Source organism: Vibrio sp. T11.5, assembly GCF_027587155.1.
Classification (GTDB): domain Bacteria; phylum Pseudomonadota; class Gammaproteobacteria; order Enterobacterales; family Vibrionaceae; genus Vibrio; species Vibrio neptunius.
In genome coordinates this window covers 1-548 of record NZ_JAPPTP010000073.1, presented here as the reverse complement: position 1 = coordinate 548, position 548 = coordinate 1, and the positions used below count along the sequence as shown (strand labels likewise).

Genomic DNA, 548 nt, shown 5'->3' with positions numbered 1-548 from the left:
TCCATCCAGCGCCTAGCCAGAGTCAGCCAGTAAGAAACCAGAGTAAAGAGGAATAGCCTTATGCGACCACTGAGCCTAACGTATCCAGCACCAATGGAAGGGCCTCACTGATGTATGTGTCTGTCGATTCGTTACCGGAACTAACCCCAGAGTATCAGCAAGCCCAGCAGCAAGCGGTACAAGAGGCCAAGGTGGTGTACCAATTTGAAATAGTCAAAGTGCCTCCTACCGATTACGTAACAATCTTATTGTGGCTCGCTTTAATTGGTTATCTTTTATGGTTAGGCACCTTATTAGACTGGCTTGGAATGACCGTATTTACCTTGTTTACTTTTGCTTTAGGCAGCTACTTATATTACGCCGGTAACCCAGATGTAAAACAAACCGTGACCTTAACCGAAAAAGGCATGATAGTCACCGAGCTGACTCTGGTTCCTGACGCCTGCTTTGCTGCCTTACGCTACTCAGGCTATGTGGGCGTTGCTATTTCGATTATCGGGGTGGTGCTGGTGGGGCCGATGATGTTTGTTGGTGCCGGCGCTGGACTG

The 548-nt window shown here is 48.5% G+C and carries 1 pseudogene; it reads left to right on the top strand.

Annotation, left to right across the window (positions count from 1 at the left end):
• Positions 1 to 110 precede the first annotated feature (110 nt).
• Positions 111 to 548, top strand: a pseudogene (locus tag OH455_RS23235) (hypothetical protein); the annotation flags it as partial.